Raw genomic sequence first — 23292 nt, 5'->3', positions numbered from 1 at the left:
GATATTTATGAAGAACATGACATTGGCAAGGATTGCCGAAGTTACAAATGGAAAATTGGTTTTAGTACCAGGTTGTGAAGCAGCAAAAAATCAAGAAATAGCAGGAGCTGTAAATGATAATCGTAAGGTTGAAAAGGATTTCCTTTTCATTCCTATGGTTGGTGCTCGTGTAGATGGACATGATTTCATAGAGGATGCATTTTCAAAGGGTGCGTTAGCATCATTGTCTGAAAAAGAGCTTGATAATCCTAGCGGACCATATATTCAGGTTCAGGATACAAAGCTTGCACTTAAGCAAATTGCGACAGCGTACAGAATGGAGCTTTCTATTCCAGTAGTTGGTGTTATTGGTAGTGTAGGAAAGACTAGTACAAAAGAAATGATTACATCAGTTCTTGAAACAAAGTTTTCTGTTTTAAAGACTGAGGGTAACTTCAACAACGAAATCGGTCTTCCACTTACAATCTGCAGAATAAGAGATAATCATCAGGTCGCAGTTGTTGAAATGGGAATATCTGATTTTGGAGAAATGCATCGTCTTGGCGATATTGCAAAGCCAGACATTGTTGTTATGACAAATATTGGCCAGTGTCATTTGGAGTTTTTAAAGTCTAGAGACGGTATTCTTCAGGCAAAGACAGAGGTATTTGAACACATGCCAAAGAATGGTCTTGTTATCCTTAATGGTGATGATGACAAGCTAATTAATGCCGACACACTTGGGCTTAGAAAGATTTTCTATGGTCTAAACGGTCAGCAAATCAATGCCACTGACGTAAAGCCAAATGGTCTTACTGGAACAGATGCTACTCTCAATATGGATGATGAACATATCGATGTTACAATTCCATTGCCAGGCAGCCATAACGTTATGAATGGTCTTGCAGCAGCTGCTGTTGGAAAAGAGCTTGGTCTTACAATTCAGGAGATTGCAAAAGGCTTATCAAAGGCTGAAACAATTGCCGGTAGAAACAACATTATCACTATTCGTGATATCAATATCATCGATGATTGCTACAATGCAAACCCTGTATCAATGAAGGCTTCTATCGAGGTCCTTGGAAAGGCTACAGGCAGAACAATTGCAGTCCTTGGTGATATGGGAGAGCTTGGACAGGATGAGCGTGAGCTTCATTATGAAATTGGACAGGCTCTTGAGGATAATCATATTGGATATGTATTCACTGTAGGAGATTTATCAGAAGAGATTAATAAATCATTATCTCAGAAGAATAGCTCTTGCATGGCTCATCATTATACTGATGTGGATGTTATGCTTGAGGATTTACTTCCTATCATCCGCGGTGGAGATACCATTTTAGTAAAGGCATCACACTTTATGAACTTTACAAAAGTAGTTGAAGCGTTAAAAGAAAGATTGGCATAAATATTAAAGGCACCTCATATGAGGTGCCTTTTGTTTTAGATTAATGTTGCGTCCTTTTTTAATTGTTCCTCAAGAATTCCTCTTACGTATGCGCCAGGTTTCTTTTTGTTGTCGCCCTCAAGTGCTGTAGTGTCAATTGCAGGGCAGAAAGTAACGATAACGTGAGTTTTCTTTAAACGAGGAAGATGTGTCTCGAAAACTTCTCTTGTGTTTGTGAAAGCTACTGGTACGATAGGACAACCAGTTTTTGTAGCAATCTTAAAGCTTGCTTCGTGGAATTCAGACATCTCGCCAGTCTTTGAACGAGTACCCTCAGGGAAAACAAACATTGAAATGCCAGATTTAATGTATTCCTGAGCTTTTATAATAAGCTTTAAATCCTGTCTAGGATCTGTTCGTGTAAGGAATAGGCAATAATTCATGTACATCCAAACATTTAAAAGTGGTACCTTTTCAAAAGTTTTCTTTGAAAGGAAACCAGTGACTGCTGGGCAAAGGTGATAACCAAGTACTACATCGAAAAAGCTTTGATGGTTACCAATGAAAAGTACTGCTTTGTCCTTTGGAATATTCTCAAGTCCTTTTACTTCGTATTTTACTCCGGCTAAGAATGCAACTACGCCAAATGCCCAAGCTACAATGTTGTAAGCAATTTTATCTTTGGCTGGTTTATTGAACAAACCTAAGATAAGAAGAATTAGCCAGATTGGAATACTGCAAATTAGGAATATAACAACGAAAGCTACAGTTATTATGGTTCTAATCATAGAGTCCTCCATATTTTGATGTATTATTCAGATATTTTCTCCGAATATTTATATTATAGAATAGCTAATATTAATTATCAATGTAGAGGAAATGAATAATTACTCACAAAAAGTGAATGGTATTAATAAACTATCAGTTATATCTAAATTTAATTTGGCGTAAAATGGTGATGATAGTAAGTGGTTCAGGAGTTTTTTATAATAATTATTCAAAAAAACGGCCGTACTTTTTGACAAAATTCACAAAAAGTGATAAAATGGCCCCAACGACATAAGAGTATATCATTAAATACTCAAATGCTAGAAAAGGGGGAGGACATCATGGAACGCGAGGACTTTGACAAAGTACGTGAATCGGTTAGATCGCAGTGCGGTAGTAGAGTTGTAATTCAGTTAGACAGAGGACGTAATAAGGTAGACATCCAGCAGGGTGTTATACAGGAGGCTTATCCTAGTGTATTCACTATCTTAGTTGACGACACAGAAACAAGCCCATCACAGTTACTTTCTTTCAGTTATACAGATATTATTACTAAAGAGATTCGCATGAAACTTTGCTAAGCTTGGCTTGCTAGTTACAACTAAATATGGATTTGGTAGGACCGTCGGATTATTCCGGCGGTTCTTTTTTGTTTTTTTGTGAAGGATATCTGAATAGTTGTGTAAAATTATTGAAAACTGGGCTTGTAACTTGTATCATAATGTGGAGAGATTATGAGAATTTGCACTAGATATTGGGCCTAAGGCTCAGGTTTTTGGAGATAGTGTTTATGAAATACAAAAAAATATTTAAGTCTGTTTTGGGAGTAGCCCTTATAGGCTGTCTTCTTGCATCAGATTCAATTATTTCTAAAGCGGTACGTTCTGTTTCGGAAATCGAGGCGGAGCAGGATGCTTTACAGGATGAAATCGACACATTGGATTCTGATTTATACGAATTAGTTAGTCAGATTACAGAAATAGAAACAGCCATTTCAGATACAGAAGCAGAAATAGAAGAAACAGCAGCAGCCTTGCAGGAAGCGCAGGATGCAAGGGATGAGCAGTACGAAGCTATGAAGCTCAGAATCAAATACATGTATGAGACTGAGGAACCTAGCGTTTTTGAAATGTTACTTGAGTCTGGTTCCATAAGCCAGTTTTTAAATAGACTAGAATACGCAAGCAGCGTTTACGACTATGATAGAGAAAAGCTTGAGCAGTTCGAAGCTACACAAGCCGAAATCGAGGAATTGGCAACTGCCCTTGATGAGGAAAAGGCAGGTTTGGAAGCTTCCAAATCAGAATTAGCAACTCAGGAATCAGCCCTTGAAACTATGATTAGTGAAAAGCAGGGTGAGATGGATGATTTGGATGAAGAACTGAAGGAAGCAAAGGAAATAGCAGCAAGAGAAGCGGCACTTGCAGCAGCAAGAGCAGCAGCTGCAGCGGCAGCAAATGGCAACACATCCGGTGGTGCCAACACTTCAGCAAGTTCAAGTTACAATGTTAATGGAGACTTGAATCCTGGTTACGCTACTGGCATTAGCGGTTCCAGTGTTGTTTCATATGCAAACCAATTCGTTGGAAATGCCTATGTATGGGGAGGTAATTCCCTTACAAATGGATGTGACTGTTCAGGTTTTGTTCAGCAGGTATTAGCCAACTTTGGCGTTACTTATGGTTCGCGAATGACTTCTGGTTCATTTAGGAGTGTGGGTCAAGAAGTTAGTTATAATTATATGCAACCCGGTGATATAGTTTGCTACCCAGGACACGTAGCAATATACCAAGGTGGAGGTACAATTGTGGAAGCACAAAGTACTGCTACAGGTATTACTAATTACCGATCAGTTAATTGCCATTCAATAATTACTATACGAAGGGTACTATGAGAATCAATAAACTCGTAAAACCTATAGTGTTAATTCTGTGCGTAGCTGTAATGGTCTACGCACTTCTTACTATGGGAAACAACAGAGCAAAGCTGGACTATCAGGAGCATCTTGAGGATACAGCGGTTACCGTTGATTCAGAGGAAATCACATTCCAAGATTTGGCTTTTTATATCCTCTACGAAGAAGGTAAGATAGAAGAGCAGGCTAGAATCTATAATCCTGATTACACCAAGGATTACTGGAATCTTCACACAAACGATACCTTTATCCAACTGGAGGCGAAGGAGGTTGTGCTGGGGATGGCTGTGCATGACCATCTTTTTTATCAGATGGCAGTGGCGGAGGGCATGGATACCCTTACAGACGAGGAAGAGCAGGAACTGGAATATCGAATTACAGATTTTTGGGAAGACTTGCTTGATATTCAATGGGAAAAGCTTCCATGTTCAGAAGAAACTATCAACGAACAAATCAGACTTGCAGCCATAGCTGAAAAATATCAGAACTATTTGGCAGAGGAGCTTGGCCCTAGTCAGGCTGCCTACAAGTATGATGGATACTATTATCAGCAGATAATGGAGCAACACCAGGTCAAAACAAATGACAAACTATGGGACAGACTGGTACTTGGTGATATAACATTATCCCACGGTAAGCTTAATTATATTAATGGATTAACTGATGAGGACAAGAAAAAGAAATAAAAGAAGAAAGGCAATAGAAATGGTTAAATTAAACAGAAACGACCCTTGCTGGTGTGGCAGTGGCCGTAAATACAAGCAGTGCCATGAGGCAATGGATAGAAAAATCGAAAGCTTTGCAGTTAAGGGCCACAAGGTTCCAAGACATGATATGCTCAAAACACCAGAGCAGGTTGCTAAGATTAAAGAATCTGCAGTTATTAATATGGCATGTCTTGATGCAGTTGCAGAGGCTATCTGCGAAGGTATGCCAACATCTGAAATTGATAGAATCGTACACGATACAACAATTAAAATGGGAGGTATTCCAGCACCACTTAACTACGAGGGCTTCCCATATAGTGTATGTACATCTGTAAATGATCAGGTATGTCATGGATATCCATCTAAGGATGTTATTCTTAAAAGTGGAGATATCGTAAATGTAGACTGTTCTACAATTCTTGATGGTTATTTCTCCGATTCATCAAGAATGTTTATGATTGGCGATGTAGATCCAGAGACAAAGAAGCTGGTTGAAGTAACAAAGGAATGCTGCGATTTAGGCTTGGCACAGGTTAAGCCATGGGGATTCCTTGGCGATGTAGGTGCTGCTATTTGCGAGCATGCTCATGCAAATGGATACCAGGTTGTACGTGAAATCGGTGGCCATGGTGTAGGCTTGGAGTTCCATGAGGATCCATGGGTTGGATACAACACGCTTCCTGGCACAGAACTACTATTAGTTCCAGGATTCATGTTTACAATTGAGCCAATGATTAACATGGGCACACAAAAAATCAAAACTGACCCTAACAATGGCTGGGAGGTTTCTACTTTAGACGGTAAGCCTTCTGCTCAGTGGGAATATCAGGTACTTGTAACAGAAACAGGCTATGAGGTAATTTCATATTGATGCGATTAGATAAATTACTGGTTGAATTAAATATCGGAACCAGGTCTGAAGTAAAGGCTCTTCTAAAGAAGGGCCTTATTTTAGTTGACGGAGAAAAAATAAATAAACCTGAAACAAAGGTAGATGAAAATAGTGTAACTATTTCTTATGGTGGCAAAGACTATGCTTATGCCCAGTTCCACTACTATATGATGAACAAACCTAAAGGAGTGATTACAGCCACTGAGGACAAAAAAGAAGCCACAGTAATGGATTTGTTTTACCGCGAATGTCCTGATGCACCAAAAGGCTTAGCTCCTGTTGGTAGATTAGATAAAGATACTACTGGTTTGCTCCTTATCACAAATGATGGAGCCTTGGCTCATGAATTACTATCCCCAAAAAAACATGTAGATAAAACGTATTTTGTTACTTTGGATGGTCCTCTTACATCTGAAGATATAAATTCACTTGAAAATGGCGTTCATATTGGTGAAGGAGACTTAACAGCACCTTCTACCATCAAATATGAAGGTGGAAATACATGTTATATAACAATTCATGAAGGAAAATTTCATCAAGTAAAAAGAATGTTTTTTGCAGTTGGAAGACAGGTGCTAGAGCTGAAAAGAACGGCGTTTGGACCACTTTTGTTGGACGAGGAATTACTACCCGAAAGTCACATCATCGAACTAAAGCGTGAAAGTTTTTATTGACGATTTAATTTACAAAGTTTAATATAATTTCAACGAGGGGTTTTAGCCTTTAAAGTGATGAAGTAAGAAAGTGGAATATGCTTTTTGGGGAAAGCCTATTTCATGTCATAGGAGGGATTAGTATGAAGAAAAGAATGTTAAGCCTTGCTCTTTGCGGTGCAATGGTAGCAACAATGTTTGCAGGATGTGGGGACAATAGTGCATCAACAGGTTCGTCTGAGAATGTTGACACATCAGGAGAGCTTACTTGGAAGATTGGTGGTATTGGACCAACTACAGGAGGAGCTGCTCAGTACGGACAGGGTGTTATGAATGCAATACAGATTGCTGTAGATGAAGTTAATGCGGCAGGCGGTATCAACGGATATCAGGTAGCATTTAATTTCCAGGATGATGAGGCAGATCCTCAGAAGGCAGTTAATGCTTACAACACATTAAAGGATTGGGGAATGCAGATTCTTGAAGGTACTGTAACATCAGGCGCATGCGCAGCAGTATCTGCAGAGACTTACAATGATAGAATCTTCCAGATTACACCATCTGCATCATCAACAAGTGTTACTGAGGGACATGATAATACATTCCAGATTTGTTTCTCAGATCCTAACCAGGGTACAGTTTCAGCTGATTACATTGCAGAAAATGGTCTTGGAAGCAAAATTGGTATTATCTATGATAGCTCAGATCCATATTCAACAGGTGTATATCAGAACTTCGCTACAGAGGCAGCAAATGTAGGACTTGAAATCGTAGCAACAGAAGCTTTTACTGCTGATTCAAAGACAGATTTTACAACACAGCTTCAGAAATGTAAGGATGCAGAAGCAGATCTTCTTTTCCTTCCTTTCTACTATACAGAAGGCTCAATCGTACTTACACAGGCTAACAAGATGGGCTATGAGCCAACAATGTTCGGTGTAGACGGATTCGACGGATTACTTGGTGTTGAAAACTTCGATGTAAGCCTTGCAGAAGGTGTATATCTTCTTACACCATTCGCAGCTGATGCTGAGGATGAGGCAACACAGTCATTCGTTTCTAAGTATGAAGAGCAGTACGGTGGAACACCAAACCAGTTCGCAGCTGATGCTTACGATGGAATCTACATCCTTAAGGAAGCTCTTGAGTCAGCAAATCTCACTCCAGAGGCTTCAAATGAGGAAATCTGCGAAGCACTTATCGCAGCAATCCAGGAAGTAAACTACGATGGACTTACAGGAGAAGGCATGACATGGAATGCAGCTGGTGAAGTTTCTAAATCACCAAAGGCTGTCATCATCCAGGATGGTGGATACGTATCTGTACAGTAATCCACATCCGGATGTTACGCTCACAAGCCTGATGAATTCTTCGCTCGAAGATTTCTCGCTTAAGAATTATCAGAGCTTGTTAGCTACATCCTCATCTAGATGATGTACACATCGAATGTGTGCTACATCCTCATCTAAATAGTGTACACATCAAAGACGATGCGGACGAACTCCTCCACCACGGGGGAGGCCGCATCGTGTTTAAATTATACGGGAAAGAGAGTAGTAATTATGGGTTTTTTAACTTATTTAGTTAATGGGTTAAGCCTTGGTAGCGTTTATGCCCTTATAGCACTTGGTTATACCATGGTTTATGGTATTGCAAAGATGCTTAATTTTGCCCACGGAGATGTAATCATGATTGGTGCATACGTGGTGTTTATGTGCATGTCTAATTCCGGCATGCCTGCTGTTGTTTCTATTGTTATTTCAATAGTATGCTGCACAGCCTTAGGAATGATAATAGAAAAGATAGCATACAAACCACTTAGAAAGGCAACAAACCTAGCGGTCTTGATTACAGCTATCGGTGTCAGCTACTTCTTGCAGAATATGGCACTTATGATATTTGGCTCAAATCCAGTATCCTTTACATCTGTTATTAATTGGGAAGGCCTTTCATTTGCAGATGGTGCATTAAAGATTACAGGAAATGCCATTGTTACAATCATCACTTGCGTTGTTATCATGATTGTATTGATGTGGTTTGTAAAGAACACTAAGCCAGGTCAGGCAATGAGAGCTGTATCAGAAGATAAGGATGCTGCAGTGCTGATGGGAATTAACGTAAATGCAACTATTTCTCTTACATTTGCAATCGGCTCTGGGCTTGCAGCAATAGCAGGTGCATTGCTTTGTTCATCATATCCATCACTTACACCATACACAGGCTCAATGCCAGGTATCAAGGCATTTACAGCTGCTGTATTTGGTGGTATCGGTTCTATTCCAGGAGCACTTGTTGGTGGATTATTACTTGGAATAATCGAGATATTAGCTAGAGCTTATATTTCAAGTCAGCTTGCAGATGCTATCGTATTTGCAGTATTAATCATTGTATTGCTTGTTAAGCCAACTGGTATTTTAGGCAAGCAGATTAAAGAGAAAGTGTAGGTGACAGAAATGAAGAAACTAAACAAATCTACACAGAAATTAATAACAACCGTAGCGGTAATAGTTGTTCTTTACATCATAATGTCGATAGTGGATGGAACTGGAAATCTAAGCTCTTTAATGAGCGGTTTATTAGTTCCAGTATGTGCGTATTCTTTGGTGGCTGTAGGACTTAACCTTTGTGTTGGATATTTGGGTGAGCTTTCACTTGGACATGCAGGATTTATGTGCGTCGGCGCATTCACATCTGCGTTTTTCTCAAAGTTATTCCAGGATTCCATCCCAGATGTACCACGTTTCATCCTTGCTCTTATCATTGGAACACTGATGGCAGCGTTATTTGGATTTTTGATTGCCATTCCAGTACTTCGATTAAGCGGTGATTACCTTGCAATCGTTACACTTGCATTTGGCGAGATTATCAAAAACGTAATCAATGTTTTGTACGTAGGTGTTGATTCAAATGGACTTCATTTTTCAATCAAGGACCAGATGTCACTTGGGATGGAGCCTACCGGCAAAATGCTTGTAAATGGTGCCCAGGGAATCACAGGAACACCTAGACAATCAACATTTACTATAGCAGTTATTCTTTTGATAATTGCGCTTATCGTTACACACAACTTTGTAAACTCAAGAACTGGTAGAGCAGTAAAGGCAATCAGAGACAATCAGATTGCAGCAGAGACTGTAGGTCTTCCAGTTACAAAATATAAGCTTGTTGCATTTACTATTTCTGCAGCCATAGCAGGCGTTGGTGGAGTTTTATATGCTCACAACATCAACTCACTTACAGCTACAACAAACAACTTCGGCTACAACATGTCTATCATGATTCTTGTATACGTAGTTCTTGGTGGAATCGGAAATTTCTCTGGTTCTGTAATTGCAGCAGTTGTTCTTACAATGTTGCCAGAAATGCTTAGAGGACTTTCAACATACAGAATGCTTATTTACTCAATTGTCTTGATTGTGCTTATGTTATTTAACTGGGCTCCAGCAATTCTTAAGTGGCGTGAGGAACACGGCATTACTACAGCGGCAATTGTTGGCAAGTTTAAAAAAACAAAGGAGGTGCGCTAATGAGCTTACTTGAAGTTACTAATCTTGGCATTTCCTTTGGTGGACTTAGAGCCGTAGATGAATTCAATTTGAAAATTGAGCAGGGAGAGCTGTACGGATTGATTGGTCCTAATGGTGCCGGTAAGACTACAGTTTTCAATATGCTTACAGGTATTTACCAGCCAACAGATGGCAAAATCTTCCTTGATGGAAAAGATATTACAGGAAAGAAAACTGCAGAAATCAATAAAGCTGGTATAGCTAGAACATTCCAAAACATCCGTCTTTTTGGAGATCAATCAGTACTTGATAATGTAAAAATCGGATTACACAATTCCTTTGACTATGGAACGGCCACTGGAATCTTCAGATTGCCTAAATATTTCAATGTGGAAAAGGCAATGGATGAAAAGGCGCTTGAAATTTTGTCGGTGTTTGGACTTGATAAGGAAGCAGATGTACTGGCATCAAATCTTCCTTATGGAAAGCAAAGAGAGCTTGAAATTGCCAGAGCCCTTGCTACAAATCCAAAGCTTCTTTTATTGGATGAGCCAGCAGCTGGTATGAATCCAAACGAGACAAAGGACTTGATGAACACAATCGCGCTGATTAGAAAAGAATTCGGCGTAACAATTCTCCTGATTGAGCATGATATGAAGCTGGTTTCAGGTATTTGTGAGAAGCTTACAGTTTTAAACTTTGGTCGTGTGCTTTCACAGGGACAGACAACTGATGTATTAAACGACCCAGAAGTAATTAAGGCATATTTAGGAGAATAATTAAGAATAAAATCTAGAGGTTTACATATGTTAAAGGTTGAAGATTTAGTTGTTAATTACGGTGTTATTCAAGCACTCAAGGGCATTAGCTTTGAAGTAAATGAAGGCGAGGTAATTGCCCTTATCGGAGCTAATGGCGCTGGTAAGACAACAACATTACAAACAATTTCAGGAATGCTTACTCCTACCTCAGGAAAAGTACTGTTGGAAGGCACAGATATTACTAAGGTTCCAGGGCATAAAATCGTGTCCATGGGAATGGCTCACGTGCCTGAAGGACGTAGAGTTTTTGCGGGATTAACAGTACTTGAAAACTTGAAAATGGGAGCATATACTAGAAGTAACAAGAGTGAGATTGCAGATGCATTTGAGCAAGTTTACGAGAGCTTCCCAAGGCTTAAGGAACGTCAAAATCAGCTGGCAGGAACATTATCAGGCGGAGAGCAGCAGATGCTTGCTATGGGACGAGCCTTGATGAGCCAGCCACGTATAGTTTTGATGGACGAGCCTTCAATGGGACTTTCACCAATCTATGTAGAAGAAATATTCAATATCATAGAATCTATCTCAAAGGCAGGCACCACAGTACTTTTAGTAGAGCAGAATGCTAAAAAAGCTCTTGCTATTGCGGATAGGGCTTATGTCCTTGAAACAGGCAATATAGTACTTTCTGGTGATGCAACAACTCTTCTAAATGACAACTCCATAAAGAAAGCTTATTTAGGTGAGTAGGGGGTACATCACATGGATGACAAAAAACTAGTTATCACAATCGCCAGAAGCTATGGCTCAGGAGGCTTGACTCTGGCAAAGAAGCTGGGAAAGGAATTGGGGATTCCTGTATACGACAGAGAAATTCTTCGTATGGCTTCAGATCAAAGTGGTATCAACGAGGAGATGTTCGGACAGGTTGATGAGCATGTTAGAAAGATATTCATGTCCGCAAAGGGCAAATACAAAGGCATGCCATTGACACCTGAGTATGCAGCATTTACTTCCGACGACAATCTTTTCGAACTGACGGCGGATGTTATCAAACGTATAGCTAACACAAGCAGTTGTATTTTCGTTGGTAGATGCGCAGATTATATTTTAAAGGATCGACCATATGTATTATCGCTTTTCTTCTATGCATCAGAGGATGATTGCTTGGAGCGACTCCACAAACAGGTTAGTGGAACAGATGAAGAGCTGATAAAACGTATGCATGATATCGACAAACATCGTGCCGACTACTATCGTTATTACACAGGTCATGATTGGAATGATGCTAGGAACTACGATTTCTGTTTAGATACAGGAGTTATGGATTATGACAAATTAATCGAAGTAGTAAAGTCATACATCGATATTAAAAACAGATAAGATTAACTATTAAAGAGAGTTACTTTGGCAATCAAAGCAACTCTCTTTTAATGTGCTTTAAACCCGGTAATTCTTGCTTTTGCAGGTAGGCAGTGTTAAAGTCTTTTTGTTAAGATTATAGGATGAAGGATTCTTGTATGGAGAAAAAAATAAAGGCAGTTCTATTTGATTTAGATGGAACCCTTACAGATACAGAAAAATACTATCAGTCAGCATGGCCAGAGGCACTTAAGCATTTTGGATATGAGATGTCACCAGAGAAGCCACTTGAGCTTCGCTCCCTAGGAAGGCCATTCGTATTCGAAAAGTTTAGGGAATGGTATGGCGAAGATGTAGACTATTGGGCAATTCGTGAGTATCGAAAAGCTTTGGTAGAGGATATTTTAAAAGAAGAAGGAATCCCTTTAAAGCCAGGTGTTCATGAAACACTTTCATGGCTTAAGGAGCATAACATCTTTATTTCTCTTGTGACAGCAAATGATAAAGAGCGTGCCCATAGATATCTTAAAAAAATCGGTCTCTTTGACTATTTCAACGCTATTATATGCGCAGATATGGTAGAGCAGGGGAAGCCTGCGCCAGATATATACGCCTATGCATGTAAAGAGTTGCAGGTGAATCCAGCAGACACTTTTGCAGTTGAGGATTCTCCAAACGGTTGCATGAGTGCCTATAGAGCGGGATGTAATGTAATAATGATTCCGGATTTATCTGAGCCAGACGAAGAACTGCAAAAGATTTTATATGCACGACTAGATAGTTTAATGGATATGAAAAGCTTATTTGAAGCCTAACCCAATCAGGAGTGATTAAATGAATTTAAAAGTATTAAAGACACTTGAATATGACAAAATAATAAATAGACTTGCAGAATTGGCAACATGCGAGGCGGGAAAGAAAAGATGCCTTGAGCTATTGCCAATAAACGATATAGAAGAAATCAAAATAATGCAGCAGGAGACAGCTTGCGCTTTTAATCGTCTTGTAAAGTTTTCAGATGTTAGCGCTAGCGGCACCACAGACTTGCGTCCATCCCTTGCCAGATTGGAGCTTGGCTCAAGCCTTACCATAGAAGAGATTCTTGCAGTGGCTTCAGTTCTTGAGGTTACAAAAAGAGTTGCTACCTATGGCAAGCAGATGGAAGAGGAAGATGCATTAACATTCTATTTTAATGGCCTTTCACCAGAGGTGGCCATCTTAAATGAAATTAGAAGATGTATTATTGATGAAGAGACAATTGCCGACGATGCCAGCACAGCTTTGTATGATATTCGTATGGGAATGAAGAGAACAAATGACAAGATTAAGTCAGTTATGAATTCACTTCTCAACAATACAACTACTCGTGGCTATTTACAGGAGCCAGTTGTTACAGTACGTGGCGGCAGATTCTGCTTACCAGTGCGCTCAGATTTTAAATCAAGAGTTCCTGGAATGGTACACGACCAGTCATCTACAGGTTCCACATTCTTTATTGAGCCAATGCAGGCTGTTGATTTAAATAATGAGTTGAGAGAGTTGCAGGTTCGTGAACAGGATGAAATTGCCCGCATTCTTGCAAATATCTCAAACAGAATTGCAGAATCATCAGAAGGTATCATCAGAAACTTTGAGCTTCTTACAGAAATCGATTTCATTCTTGCTAAGGGTCGTTATGCAATCGAGCTTAACGCCAGCAATCCTGAGTTTAACGAGGATGGAATTATTAATCTTAGAGGTGCAAGACATCCACTATTGGACCCTAAAAAGGTTGTAGCTACAGATATCAAGCTTGGTGAAGATTACAATCTCTTGCTTGTTACAGGTCCAAACACAGGTGGTAAGACAGTTTCGCTAAAGACATGTGGTCTTCTTACTTTGATGGCGCAGGCAGGTCTTCACATTCCAGCAAAGGATAGAAGCCAGATTGCTGTTTTTGATGATGTATACGCAGACATTGGAGATGAGCAGTCAATTGAGCAGTCCTTATCAACATTCTCATCTCATATGGTAAACATTGTCCACATTCTTGAGGCAATAAACAGTGGAAGCTATTCCCATGAGACAGAGGAAATGCTTGCAAAGACTCAAAAAGATTTGCATCACTCAAAGGTAATATATGGAACTAATCAGGAAGCTAAGGTTCCACAGTTCTTGATTCTTATTGATGAGCTTTGCGCTGGTACAGATCCAAAGGAAGGTGCAGCATTAGCTCAGTCTATTCTTGATAGATTACATACCTTGGATGTACGTACAATGGCAACTACTCACTACAGTGAGCTTAAGGTTTATGCTCTTTCGACAGAAGGAGTAGAGAATGCATCTTGCGAATTCTCACTTGAAACACTTAGCCCTACATATCATTTGATAATTGGTGTGCCGGGAAAATCCAACGCTTTTGCAATTTCATCAAAGCTTGGAATTCCTCAGGATTTAATAGATGACGCCCAGGGCCGTCTTTCAGAGGATGATAGATCATTTGAAGATTTGATGGTAGACCTAGAACAGAAGCGTCACCAGGTGGAGGAAGATGCGGCAAAGGCAGCTGCAGACTTAAAGGAAGCAGAAGCAAAGCTTGCTAATGCCACAGCAAAAGAGGAAAAGATTAAATCACAGCGTGAGGAGCTTATTCGTCAGGCTCACGAGGATGCAGCAGCAATCCTTCAGGAAGCAAAGGATATTGCAGACGAAACTATTCGTGACTTCAATAAATTTGGTAAGGGCGGCGGAAACATTTCCGCAATGGAAGCAAAACGTGCAGCCCTTGGTAAAGGTATTAATAAATCTAAGAGCAAAGCAAAAGAAAAGGTTGAGGTTCAGGAGAATCATAATGTACCAACAAATCTTCATGTGGGAGATAAGGTAAAGGTATTGTCTATGAATCTAACTGGTAACGTATGCACTGCGCCTAATGCCAAAGGAGATGTTACTGTTCAGATGGGTATTATGAAATCTACAGTAAATATCAAAGATTTGGTACTTATCGAAGAGGAAGATAAATTCGTTCCAAAGAAGGGAACTAGAGTCAAGAATATGACTTACGGTGGTTTCAACAAAGCAGCATCTATTTCACCGGAAATCAATCTTCTTGGTTGCACAGTAGATGAAGGTATAGCGAAGCTTGAAAAATATCTTGATGATGCATATATCAGCCATCTTACATCTGTACGTGTTGTTCACGGAAAGGGAACTGGAGCCCTTAGAGCAGGTGTACAGCAGTATCTTCGCAAGTGTAAAAACGTAGCAGAATTCCATCTTGGAGAGTTTGGCGAAGGTGATGCAGGTGTCACAATTGTAACGTTTAAGTAGTTTAAAAGATTTACTATATAATGTTAATCCTTGCAATTTTTCAACAATAGAAGTATATTATATAAAGTTGTCGAGAAATAAAGGGGAGCATTATGGAGACTAATAGAAAAGAATTATTAACAGATGATCATTTAAATAGCCTTTTAAATCAGGCTGTATTTAAGAAATACCCACTTTTAATATTGGGTAATCTGACACAAAACACATACTACATGCTTACTAGTGAGAATTTCACATCCACTAAGTGTAGCGCTGCTGGCACCTTTGATGAATTAATAGAGTCGGGGTGTACCACCATCCATGATATGGATAAAGAGTTATTCAAGAAAACATTTTCTAGAGAAAATCTTTTGAAGGAGCACGAGAAAGGTGCAGATAAGGTGGAAATCAGAGTTATTCAAGAAGGTGATGATGGTCAGCTTCGCAGAGTGGAAATAACAGATTTCTTTGTTGAGGATGAAGAAACAGATGATGTGTTAGTAGTGTCATTTAATCGAAATATGTAAAAATTAGGACTGGCTACATGAGCCAGTCCATTTTTTAATTCTTTATTACAGCTACGCCATATTTGTCTAGGTGTAGTTTTCCATCAACTGATGTACAAGAAATCAGTTCAAATCCATTTATCTTTGATATACATACTGGTTTGTCGGTACAGTTGAGATAGAAGTCATATCTAATATCATTAGCGAATCTAGTGTGTTTTTCGATTCCTGCTGGAAGCTTGCTATAAGGAATTTCAGCTCTATCAAGCATTTCACGATATAGGAATTCGATGTCATCTTGATTAGTACGACATGCTACGTAGTAAGCATATCCTTTTTTAAATTGATTTCTTGTAATGGCAGGAGTTCCAGCCATATAGTCGTTGTCATATCTTGCCAAAACATCTGCAGTTACATCTCTAAGTAATTCCTGGTAATCACGAACTGCAGCAGAGTGATATGTAAATCCTGTTTTATGTCTTATTCTAATATTTACAACATCCTCTGGATAAAGTGTATCGATTTCTTCAGAGCGAAGGCCAAAAATATTGTGAAGCCCATCACCTGGAAATCCTCCAAGCCAGTTCAAACAACTTTTATCAACATAGCCGGTAAAGTAGGTTGCCATGAATTGTCCACCTTCGCCGATGAAATCAGCTATCTTATCCCCAATTCCATCGTGAAGAAGATAAAGCATTGGTGCACAAATAATTTTGTAATTTGACCAATCCATATCAGATGAAATAATATCCGGCTCAATTCCAAAGCTCATAAATTCATTGTAGATTTCCATACAGGTCTTGTCGTAGTTCTTCGTATCTTTTGCAAGAGCCCAAGCATCATCTATGGCCCACCTATTGTCCCAATCAAAAAGAATAGCTACTTTATTGTCTGAAACAGATCCTGTTATCTCTGATATGTGATTTAAATCATCACCAAGTGAGGCTACTTCTTTGAAAATTCTTGTATCATTGGTACCAATATGGTCTATAACAGCACCGTGATATTGTTCGGAAGAACCTCTACCCTTTCGAATCTGGAAGTATTGAACTGTATCCGAACCAGTTGCAACAGCCTGCATTGAAATAAGCTTATGTACCCCAGGACGGCGATATTTGTTATATGGTCTCCAGTTAACTACACCAGGAGCAGACTCCATCATCATGAAAGGTTGACCTGGCTTCATACTCCTAAATAAAGCATGATTGAAGCTTCGCTCAAGCATAGTATCTGCGTCGGATTGCCAGTTGTTGTGGAGCTCAGGATAGTTGTCCCAGCTGATTACATCTATGAACTGACTCATATAGTGGTAGTCATAATCCATAAACATTTCCATAAAGTTTGTGGTAGTAGGTTCTGTCGCACCGTTTTCTCTTAAAGTATCTATTTCAAACTTCATGAAATCTGTAGCCGACCAGGTGTTAAATCTTTTCCAGTCTAGATTGAGACCAAGCACGCAGTTCTCACCATTTGCATATGGCGGATCAATTTGATCAAAGCTATTGAATTTATGAGACCAGAATGTGGTCCACCAAGCCTTATTTAATTTTTCAATGTCATTATCATATCTATCTGCCAGCCATTCCTGAAATTTCTTGCGGCAAGTATCACAGTAGCAATATCCACCCAACTCATTTGAAATATGCCACATTAGAATGGCAGGATTTCCAGCAAAACGCTTTGCAAGAGCAGTATCAATGATGCGAACCTTCTCCCTATATTCTGGGGACTGCATACAATGATTGTGACGAAGCCCATGATGATTTCTTACACCCATTTCATCACATCGCATAGCAGATGGATATTTTTCATCAAGCCATGCTGGACGAGCCCCGGATGGAGTTGCAAGTACAGTATAGATATTGTTGTTGTATAGCTTCTCAATAATAGCTGCAAGCCAGTCTAAATTGATGTTTCCTTCAGTGGGTTCGTGTACAGCCCAAGAGAAAACACCTAAAGTGACAGTATTAATATGGGCATCTCGCATGTAGGCAATATCTTTATCCAAAATATCTGGTCTATCAAGCCATTGTTCTGGATTGTAATCACCCCCGTGTAAAATCCCAGAAATCTTTGTAAAAAGCCTATTTCTTTCCATATTTTCTTCTCCTTATACTAAAAAGAATAATATCATACGAAAAGTGCAAAAATGAATAAAAAAAAGAGAAATAATTTATATTTTCGACCATCCCATTCGCATTGATTATCGATGGGCTATCACTTATAATTAAATACATCTTTTGTGGCAATTTATTTGCCTTAGAATGGAGTAATAAATGAAATATATTAACACCCTCAAAGAGGGAGACAGAGGTACAGAGACATACTTATGTAAGAAGAAAACACTTGGTGTATCTAAGACTGGAAAGGCATTCGAATCACTTACTCTGTGTGATAAGACAGGCACTATCGATGCCAAGATTTGGGATGTAGATTCCGAAGGCATCAGCGATTATGATGAGCTTGATTTCATTACAGTTACCGGCGATATCACTAGCTGGAATGGTGCTTTACAGTTTAATATTAAAAGACTTCGCAAGGCTAATCCTGGCGAGTTCGAAATATCTGATTATATCCCTTCTAGCAAGAAGGATATCGGTGAAATGTGGAGTGCTTTAATCAAGCTTATCAATTCCGTAAAGTCACCATATATGAAAGCATTACTTAACAAATACTTTGTTGAAGATAAAGAATTCATCGAGACATTCAAGGGACACTCAGCTGCTAAATCTGTTCATCACGGTTTCACAGGCGGCCTTTTAGAGCACACTCTTTCAGTTGCTACAAACTGTGATTACTTCAGCAATCAGTATCCATTTTTAGATAGAGATTTGCTTATCACAGCAGCTATTTTCCATGACATCGGAAAGGTACGTGAGCTCTCAGAATTCCCTAGAAATGACTACACTGACGAAGGCCAGCTCCTTGGTCACATTTTTGTTGGTGCCAGCATGGTAGACAGAGCTATCGACGACATCCCAAATTTCCCAGAGGTTAAGCGTAAAGAGCTTATCCACTGTATTCTTTCTCATCATGGCGAGCTGGAGTTTGGCTCACCAAAGAAGCCAGCTATTGCAGAGGCTATCGCCCTTTCATTTGCTGACAATATCGATGCCAAGATGGAAACAATCTTTGAAGCTCTCGAAAATGTTGAGGAAAACAACCTCACATGGCAGGGATTCAATCGTTTATTGGATTCAAACATCCGTAGAACAGGAAAGAATTAATGAATAAGAATGATATTGTAAGACTTACAATTGAAGATATGTCCTTGGAGGGAGCAGGAATTGGTCACACTGATGGTGTGACCATTTTTGTGAAGGATGCCGTGGTTGGGGATGTATGTGACGTCATCATCACAAAGGTTAAAAAGACCTATTGTTTTGCTGCTCTTAAGGAAGTTGTGGAGGCCAGCCCATATCGAGTGCAGCCTGCCTGCCCAAATGCAAAGCAGTGCGGTGGGTGCCAGATTATGCAGGTATCCTATGATAAGCAGCTTGAGATTAAGGATAATATTGTAGCAAACAACCTTGTCAAAATCGGCGGATACGATAGAGCCTTTGTGGACTCTATACATGAGCCTATTATCGGCATGACCGAGCCACTTCGCTATCGCAATAAGGCCCAGGTTCCAATCGGCCTTGATAAAGATGGCAATATTATTGCAGGCTTTTACGGAGCCAGAAGCCATAGAATTGTTCCATCAGATGATTGTAAGATTTGCTCGAAGAAGAGCATGGATATCGTATATGCGGTAATCGATTATATGAATGAATGTGGCATCAAGCCATATGACGAGGCTACTGGAAAAGGCCAGATTCGTCACGTCCTGGTCCGCGAGGGTAAGGCCACAGGTGAGACAATGGTATGCGTAGTAGTTAATGGAGCTTCACTGCCTAAGGTAGATTCGCTAGTGGCTCATATCAAAACAGTAGAGTCAGAGCTTGCATCACTTGTGCTTAATGTTAACACTCGCCGTGACAATGTCATCATGGGATATGAGACAAAAGCTTTATACGGCAAAGAAGCAATTCGCGATACAATCACCCTCACTAGCGGTGATACAATCGCCTTTGATATCAGTGCCAATTCCTTCTATCAGGTGAACCACGACCAGATGGAAAGACTTTATAGTAAGGCGCTTGAATATGCAGATTTGCACGGTACAGAGGAGGTCTGGGACCTTTACTGCGGCATTGGTACCATTTCGCTTTCTATGGCAAAGCGAGCAGGCCGTGTAATCGGTATCGAGGTAGTACCTCAGGCCATCGAAAACGCCAAGGCCAATGCAAAGCTAAATGGACTTGGCAATGCAGAGTTCTATTGCGGCGAAGCGGAAGTAGTCCTTCCGGAGATTTATGAGAAGATGTCCCATCCGGATGTCATCATGGTAGACCCACCTCGTAAAGGCTGCGATGTAGTGGCTCTTGATACCATGATAAAAATGCAGCCATCTCGCATCGTTTATGTGAGCTGTGACAGCGCCACCCTAGCACGTGACCTCAAGCATTTGGAGGAGCATGGCTATCATTTAGAGAAATATACAGTGGTTGATCAATTCGGTCACACCATGCACACAGAGACGGTTGCAAAATTAGTTATAAAACGATAAATATTTCACAAAAACATCTTGATACATAACGAAAAAGGGATTATACTTCTCGTAATGTTTATTTTATGGTGAATGCTAGAAGTCGCCATATAAAAGGGAGAAGCGTAATGGCTTTATATATGTATGTTTGCTCGAAATGCAAAAAGAAGGTTTATTTGAATTTTAATGATGTGAAATTATATATTGCTGATGGCAGGAAGCATATCTGTCCAGAATGTAAGAAAAGCATGTAAAAAGGGAGGTTTGAACCTCCCTTTTAGTATATTAGAAATTGATTGTCTTTGGAGCTGCTGTGAATGATGAGATAGTAGCTACTGCGTTCTTGAAGTAGAGTACCTCAGTGTTATCATCTTCTGCAGAGTACTGAGCCTTTAAGTCAGGATAGTTATCAAGCATGTGAGCCTTTGCTTCTACACGATCATCTCTTACAAGCTCTCCGCAAATACGAATCCACTGACCATCTTTGAAAGCACAGATTTCAACCTTAGGATTAGCCTGAATCTGCTTTGAAACATCTTTAGACTTTCCTGTCTGGATGTAAAGCTTATCTTCGAAAATTTCAATTGTGCCGAATGGGCGAACTCTTGGCTGGTCACCTTCTACTGTTGCAAGGTAGTAAACGCCAGCATCTTTTAAAAACTGACAAACTTCTTTCATGAAAATATCCTCCTTATGAAATGAATTGTACACAATCTATTATAGATAAATGACTGTATATTTTCAATTAAAAAGAAAAGGTTATTTTTTGCAGCTGTAAAGTAAATAACAACTGACCAAGAATAATATGAACCAGCATGCAAACCCAAAGGTTTTTAGTACGACGATAAATGTAATTCATAAATAAAACAAATAGAATTGTGAGCGCTATCATTGGAAAACCGTAGGTGTAATGCATAGCACCAAAGAAGAGTGCCACAACAGAAACAGATTTATGTTTCCTGTGGTTACCAACTAACAGTGTGCGCATTCCGTCATAACCCATGACATTCATACAATATTCCTGCCAAAATGCAGTGAATGGGTACAACATTGTGTTGGTTGTGATTTTTCCTGGAGTCAATCTATCAAGATAAAAGAATGGCTGGCATCGCTTAAGCATAATTGGATTCAGCTGCAGTATTGCAAATTTTAATAGAATCATTAATCCACCGAAAAAGGCACAAACCAAAAAGCCTCTCGTAATAGCATTCCAGATTTTTGCTTTGTTTACTTTTAGTGGTTCAATCAGAAAGTCTGTAGGCACTTTTCTTACCAGCGGCACCAGAGTACCGACTGCTAGTATCAGTCCAACATAGTTCCCGATTCTGTATATGGAAGCGGATTCATAAAAATAATCGATGGCTGAATTAAAAATGATATACAGCGACATGTAAGTCAGATACGCAATAATGAGATACTCAGAATATTGCTTTTTTGGATCGATTCCAGATTTTGAAATTACCTTATTGTCCATAACGTGAGCCCCTTTAATACATTATAAAAATATTTTATCACATTTTTTAGCGTTGGAACTATAAATTGTCAGTTTTTTATCCGATATAAAATACGAAGACTAGGCACATGGATGTGCAACAGTTTTCGGCGTTTGGCACTTTTATATTCTTTATTTGTGGAAAGGAGTCCGCTATGAAGATTGAAAACAGCCATGTAAACATGGCATCTCAACACAATTCTTATTCTTACACCCATATTGAAACCGTTACAATTGAACAGAGAGCGAATGTGGATACGCTTGGTGCGATTGTTGAGTTATCAAAGGATGGGGAAAAATCATTAAAAGAATCACTAGAAGAGTATCAGAAAACTGAAAAGGAACAGGAAAAGGAAAGACAACAAAAGAATCTTCAAAGCATGATTAACCAAATGGCTGAGCATGATAAGCAGATTCGAGAGGCTAATGCTCAGATGTCCCAGTGGGATTTCGAAGATTTGCAGATCAGTCTTGTGAAGAAGATTCTTGATCTTCTCAATGGAAAAACAAGCCCTAACGACAAAAAGTTGTCTGATCAAGTGCGAGCCTTCAATGATTGGCAGCGCAATGTATTTTCAAAATGCGAAGTGGATGGAGTTAAGTTTAGTGTAAACGGAGCAAAGCAAAACACACTTGATTTATCATCTGCAGGTAGTACAACTACCCAGGTATGGCAGCGTATCACAGCAACATCGGGGTCTCATTTGGAGTATGAAAATACAGGATTTAAGAGCACAGGAACAGTGCAAACCTCCGATGGCCGTAGCATAAACTTTAATGTGGAAGTTCAGCTAGGCCGCAGCTTGTCTCAAAAGATTGATTCCATATCAGAAGAGACTTACACAAGAATTCTAACAGACCCTCTTGTAATAAATATGGATACAAATGCTACATCAATATCAGACCAAAAATTTAAGTTTGATATTGATTCAGATGGAAAGGAAGATGACATTTCTTTTGTTGGACAGGGAAGCGGCTTCCTGGCGTTGGATAAAAATGAGGATGGCAAGATTAACGATGGTTCAGAATTATTTGGAACAAAGTCAGGTGATGGTTTCAGAGATTTGTCAGAATATGATGAAGACAAAAATGGTTGGATTGACGAAAATGATTCTATCTTCAACAAACTTAAAGTTTGGACCAAGGATGCAGAGGGAAATGACAAACTTCTGAATCTGAAGCAGGCTGATGTGGGAGCCATTTACCTTGGTAATATAGATACTGAATTTTCATATAAGAATGTGGCTGGTCAGACCGATGCAGTTCTTAGAAAATCAGGAATATATCTAAAAGAAAGCACAGGAGCTGCGGGGACTGTAGCCCATGTTGATTTGTCGTTGTAGTATTAGTATTTAGAAGTGCCATAATATGAAGTTTTGAACTAGGAGTCTTAGGTAAAGGCTCCTAGTTTTTTATTGTTAGGGCAAGGCCCTATTTTTCAAAGTCTTAGTTTTTTTATTTTAGATAAAATAGATACTTTGAAAA

General features: G+C 39.4%; 22 protein-coding genes. 18 read left to right on the top strand and 4 right to left on the bottom strand.

Translation table 11 applies throughout. The features are described 5' to 3' along the window. Positions 1–7 precede the first annotated feature (7 nt). Positions 8–1387, top strand: a complete 1380-nt coding sequence (locus E7274_RS11650) for a UDP-N-acetylmuramoyl-tripeptide--D-alanyl-D-alanine ligase (RefSeq protein WP_090482090.1) — start codon at positions 8–10, stop codon at positions 1385–1387. Between the two features lie 35 nt (positions 1388–1422). Here E7274_RS11650 and E7274_RS11645 read toward each other — a convergent pair whose 3' ends face one another. Continuing rightward, a complete protein-coding gene (locus tag E7274_RS11645) occupies positions 1423–2154 on the bottom strand; it encodes a lysophospholipid acyltransferase family protein (RefSeq protein WP_304176115.1) in 732 nt (243 codons plus the stop codon). A gap of 321 nt (positions 2155–2475) precedes the next feature. On the opposite strand from E7274_RS11645, the gene E7274_RS11640 reads away from it, so the two are divergent. The 14 genes from E7274_RS11640 to E7274_RS11575 all read left to right on the top strand — a co-directional run bounded on the left by E7274_RS11640 (position 2476) and on the right by E7274_RS11575 (position 15745). Then, positions 2476–2715, top strand: a complete 240-nt coding sequence (locus E7274_RS11640; protein ID WP_033152984.1) for a Veg family protein — start codon at positions 2476–2478, stop codon at positions 2713–2715. A 209-nt stretch (positions 2716–2924) separates the two neighbouring features. Further along, positions 2925–4028 carry a coiled-coil domain-containing protein gene (locus E7274_RS11635; protein WP_304176113.1) on the top strand — a complete coding sequence of 368 codons (1104 nt, stop codon included), beginning with the start codon at positions 2925–2927 and terminating at the stop codon, positions 4026–4028. Further along, complete coding sequence (locus E7274_RS11630) at positions 4025–4735, top strand: hypothetical protein (RefSeq protein ID WP_074792272.1); 711 nt, start codon at positions 4025–4027, stop codon at positions 4733–4735. The genes E7274_RS11635 and E7274_RS11630 overlap by 4 nt, the downstream gene beginning before the upstream one ends. 19 nt (positions 4736–4754) lie before the next feature. After that, positions 4755–5627, top strand: a complete 873-nt coding sequence (locus E7274_RS11625; protein ID WP_044936754.1) for a methionyl aminopeptidase — start codon at positions 4755–4757, stop codon at positions 5625–5627. Further along, positions 5627–6322, top strand: coding sequence for a pseudouridine synthase (locus E7274_RS11620; protein ID WP_304176112.1), 696 nt, complete (start codon positions 5627–5629; stop codon positions 6320–6322). Before E7274_RS11625 ends, E7274_RS11620 begins: the two co-directional genes overlap by 1 nt. Positions 6323–6444: 122 nt before the next feature. Further along, on the top strand, positions 6445–7632 hold the full coding sequence (locus tag E7274_RS11615) for an ABC transporter substrate-binding protein (RefSeq protein ID WP_090482081.1): 1188 nt from the start codon (positions 6445–6447) through the stop codon (positions 7630–7632). 231 nt (positions 7633–7863) lie between these two features. Next, a complete protein-coding gene (locus E7274_RS11610; RefSeq protein ID WP_044936268.1) occupies positions 7864–8745 on the top strand; it encodes a branched-chain amino acid ABC transporter permease in 882 nt (293 codons plus the stop codon). Between the two features lie 9 nt (positions 8746–8754). Continuing rightward, a complete protein-coding gene (locus E7274_RS11605) occupies positions 8755–9828 on the top strand; it encodes a branched-chain amino acid ABC transporter permease (RefSeq protein WP_304176110.1) in 1074 nt (357 codons plus the stop codon). Further along, complete coding sequence (locus E7274_RS11600) at positions 9828–10586, top strand: ABC transporter ATP-binding protein (protein ID WP_044936266.1); 759 nt, start codon at positions 9828–9830, stop codon at positions 10584–10586. The genes E7274_RS11605 and E7274_RS11600 overlap by 1 nt, the downstream gene beginning before the upstream one ends. A gap of 27 nt (positions 10587–10613) precedes the next feature. Beyond that, on the top strand, positions 10614–11318 hold the full coding sequence (locus tag E7274_RS11595; protein WP_304176108.1) for an ABC transporter ATP-binding protein: 705 nt from the start codon (positions 10614–10616) through the stop codon (positions 11316–11318). 12 nt (positions 11319–11330) lie between these two features. After that, entirely contained in the window at positions 11331–11951 is a 621-nt protein-coding gene (locus E7274_RS11590) for a cytidylate kinase-like family protein (RefSeq protein ID WP_033152996.1), read from the top strand. Positions 11952–12088: 137 nt separating this feature from the next. After that, positions 12089–12745 (top strand): HAD family hydrolase, encoded by a 657-nt coding sequence (locus E7274_RS11585; RefSeq protein WP_304176106.1) that lies wholly within the window; start codon positions 12089–12091, stop codon positions 12743–12745. 19 nt (positions 12746–12764) lie between these two features. Beyond that, positions 12765–15239 (top strand): endonuclease MutS2, encoded by a 2475-nt coding sequence (locus tag E7274_RS11580; protein WP_044936262.1) that lies wholly within the window; start codon positions 12765–12767, stop codon positions 15237–15239. Positions 15240–15331: 92 nt separating this feature from the next. Continuing rightward, a complete protein-coding gene (locus E7274_RS11575) occupies positions 15332–15745 on the top strand; it encodes a hypothetical protein (RefSeq protein ID WP_304176104.1) in 414 nt (137 codons plus the stop codon). 34 nt (positions 15746–15779) lie between these two features. Here the strand turns inward: E7274_RS11575 and E7274_RS11570 are convergent, their stop codons facing one another. Beyond that, the gene (locus tag E7274_RS11570; RefSeq protein WP_033153001.1) at positions 15780–17822 is read right to left on the bottom strand and encodes a beta-galactosidase; all 2043 of its coding nucleotides are present in this window, start codon (positions 17820–17822) and stop codon (positions 15780–15782) included. A 178-nt stretch (positions 17823–18000) separates the two neighbouring features. Here E7274_RS11570 and E7274_RS11565 point away from each other — a divergent pair, with 178 nt between their 5' ends. Together E7274_RS11565 and rlmD are read left to right on the top strand one after the other, a co-directional pair. Beyond that, on the top strand, positions 18001–18951 hold the full coding sequence (locus E7274_RS11565) for a 3'-5' exoribonuclease YhaM family protein (RefSeq protein ID WP_044936258.1): 951 nt from the start codon (positions 18001–18003) through the stop codon (positions 18949–18951). Further along, a complete protein-coding gene (gene rlmD / locus E7274_RS11560; protein ID WP_304176102.1) occupies positions 18951–20336 on the top strand; it encodes a 23S rRNA (uracil(1939)-C(5))-methyltransferase RlmD in 1386 nt (461 codons plus the stop codon). Before E7274_RS11565 ends, rlmD begins: the two co-directional genes overlap by 1 nt. Positions 20337–20600: 264 nt before the next feature. Here the strand turns inward: rlmD and E7274_RS11555 are convergent, their stop codons facing one another. Further along, positions 20601–20993, bottom strand: a complete 393-nt coding sequence (locus E7274_RS11555) for a pyridoxamine 5'-phosphate oxidase family protein (protein WP_044936255.1) — start codon at positions 20991–20993, stop codon at positions 20601–20603. A 67-nt stretch (positions 20994–21060) separates the two neighbouring features. After that, positions 21061–21789, bottom strand: coding sequence for a CPBP family intramembrane glutamic endopeptidase (locus tag E7274_RS11550; protein WP_044936254.1), 729 nt, complete (start codon positions 21787–21789; stop codon positions 21061–21063). A 173-nt stretch (positions 21790–21962) separates the two neighbouring features. Here E7274_RS11550 and E7274_RS11545 point away from each other — a divergent pair, with 173 nt between their 5' ends. Next, positions 21963–23150, top strand: a complete 1188-nt coding sequence (locus E7274_RS11545; RefSeq protein ID WP_304176100.1) for a hypothetical protein — start codon at positions 21963–21965, stop codon at positions 23148–23150. The last annotated feature ends 142 nt before the right edge of the window (positions 23151–23292 follow it).

Origin of the sequence: Pseudobutyrivibrio ruminis, from assembly GCF_015057245.1 — a bacterium.
Lineage (GTDB): Bacteria > Bacillota > Clostridia > Lachnospirales > Lachnospiraceae > Pseudobutyrivibrio > Pseudobutyrivibrio ruminis_E.
Note: the sequence above shows the minus strand (reverse complement) of the source record. Positions and strands in the feature narration are given on the sequence as shown.

Bases quoted from the DNA above. Each gene is read 5' to 3' on its own strand.
- E7274_RS11640 (WP_033152984.1), top strand. From the start codon at position 2,476: ATGGAACGCGAGGACTTTGACAAAGTACGTGAATCGGTTAGATCGCAG.
- E7274_RS11565 (WP_044936258.1), top strand. From the start codon at position 18,001: ATGAAATATATTAACACCCTCAAAGAGGGAGACAGAGGTACAGAGACA.
- E7274_RS11630 (WP_074792272.1), top strand. From the start codon at position 4,025: ATGAGAATCAATAAACTCGTAAAACCTATAGTGTTAATTCTGTGCGTA.
- E7274_RS11620 (WP_304176112.1), top strand. From the start codon at position 5,627: ATGCGATTAGATAAATTACTGGTTGAATTAAATATCGGAACCAGGTCT.
- E7274_RS11600 (WP_044936266.1), top strand. From the start codon at position 9,828: ATGAGCTTACTTGAAGTTACTAATCTTGGCATTTCCTTTGGTGGACTT.
- E7274_RS11580 (WP_044936262.1), top strand. From the start codon at position 12,765: ATGAATTTAAAAGTATTAAAGACACTTGAATATGACAAAATAATAAAT.
- E7274_RS11585 (WP_304176106.1), top strand. From the start codon at position 12,089: ATGGAGAAAAAAATAAAGGCAGTTCTATTTGATTTAGATGGAACCCTT.
- E7274_RS11610 (WP_044936268.1), top strand. From the start codon at position 7,864: ATGGGTTTTTTAACTTATTTAGTTAATGGGTTAAGCCTTGGTAGCGTT.
- E7274_RS11570 (WP_033153001.1), bottom strand. From the start codon at position 17,822: ATGGAAAGAAATAGGCTTTTTACAAAGATTTCTGGGATTTTACACGGG.
- E7274_RS11605 (WP_304176110.1), top strand. From the start codon at position 8,755: ATGAAGAAACTAAACAAATCTACACAGAAATTAATAACAACCGTAGCG.
- E7274_RS11650 (WP_090482090.1), top strand. From the start codon at position 8: ATGAAGAACATGACATTGGCAAGGATTGCCGAAGTTACAAATGGAAAA.
- E7274_RS11595 (WP_304176108.1), top strand. From the start codon at position 10,614: ATGTTAAAGGTTGAAGATTTAGTTGTTAATTACGGTGTTATTCAAGCA.
- E7274_RS11645 (WP_304176115.1), bottom strand. From the start codon at position 2,154: ATGATTAGAACCATAATAACTGTAGCTTTCGTTGTTATATTCCTAATT.
- E7274_RS11635 (WP_304176113.1), top strand. From the start codon at position 2,925: ATGAAATACAAAAAAATATTTAAGTCTGTTTTGGGAGTAGCCCTTATA.
- E7274_RS11545 (WP_304176100.1), top strand. From the start codon at position 21,963: ATGAAGATTGAAAACAGCCATGTAAACATGGCATCTCAACACAATTCT.
- E7274_RS11575 (WP_304176104.1), top strand. From the start codon at position 15,332: ATGGAGACTAATAGAAAAGAATTATTAACAGATGATCATTTAAATAGC.
- E7274_RS11615 (WP_090482081.1), top strand. From the start codon at position 6,445: ATGAAGAAAAGAATGTTAAGCCTTGCTCTTTGCGGTGCAATGGTAGCA.
- E7274_RS11590 (WP_033152996.1), top strand. From the start codon at position 11,331: ATGGATGACAAAAAACTAGTTATCACAATCGCCAGAAGCTATGGCTCA.
- E7274_RS11555 (WP_044936255.1), bottom strand. From the start codon at position 20,993: ATGAAAGAAGTTTGTCAGTTTTTAAAAGATGCTGGCGTTTACTACCTT.
- E7274_RS11550 (WP_044936254.1), bottom strand. From the start codon at position 21,789: ATGGACAATAAGGTAATTTCAAAATCTGGAATCGATCCAAAAAAGCAA.
- rlmD (WP_304176102.1), top strand. From the start codon at position 18,951: ATGAATAAGAATGATATTGTAAGACTTACAATTGAAGATATGTCCTTG.
- E7274_RS11625 (WP_044936754.1), top strand. From the start codon at position 4,755: ATGGTTAAATTAAACAGAAACGACCCTTGCTGGTGTGGCAGTGGCCGT.